This is a genomic window from Thermoplasmatales archaeon (genome assembly GCA_014361245.1).
Lineage (GTDB): Archaea > Thermoplasmatota > E2 > UBA202 > JdFR-43 > JACIWB01.
Map to the genome: position 1 here is coordinate 1 of JACIWB010000100.1, position 797 is coordinate 797.

Annotated in this window: 1 protein-coding gene; it reads left to right on the top strand. The window is 33.4% G+C overall.

Annotated elements, in window-relative coordinates; translation table 11 throughout:
• Window positions 1-797 (top strand): universal stress protein (locus H5T45_07710; GenBank protein MBC7129583.1); only part of this gene is annotated, 797 nt, incomplete at both ends.

The following is a 797-nucleotide window of genomic DNA, read 5'->3' on the forward strand; positions in this document are numbered from 1 at the left end:
TAATTCAGATAATTCTATTTTAAATAAAATTCGTATCCTTGGCAAATCTTCTCTTAAAGATATAATCTCTCTACTCATTTCAAAAATCCTAGGTAAAAATAAGAAAAGCGAAGGATACAGTAGCTCACCTAAACCTATTACAAGCCCATTGAAGCTCTCTATAATGAAAGATAACTTTACAAAGGGTGAGGTAGTTTTTTCAAAAAATATCAGTGTAGATAATGTTAATCAAGAAGGATGGCTAGATATTGATCTGAGCGATTCAAATGTTTTAATTTATTCAACTAATAAAATTTACTACATAGTTCTATCTTGCGATGGTGGTAATGAAAGAAATTATTACAAGTGGTACCATAGCAAGGAAGATGTTTATAAGGATCATCCTGCCTATTTTGATGAATGGGATGGACTTGGTTGGAGAGAGGCAAGTTATGATTTTGCATTTAAAATATCAGTGCAAAAGTTAGGTGATGGTGTTACTAAAAGATTTGCAATTGTTCATGGTCAAGACGGTGATTATGATGGTCCATACTTTTACAAGGATATTAAAGCTATGGCAGATGTGCTAAACAGAAGTGGATTGGGATGGGAAGTATCATTTTTCTTCTTAAAAAAGGGATTACCTCCTGAAGAAGAAATTTTAAAAATAGCAGAGGAAGAGGACTTCGATGATGTTGTTCTTTACTATTGGAGCGGTCATGGATCTGGTTTTGGTCATATTTTAGATCTCTATAATTTTGAGGCATCCACCCAAATAATTATCAGCGATGGCTGTAACAGTGGCGAAATAATAACAG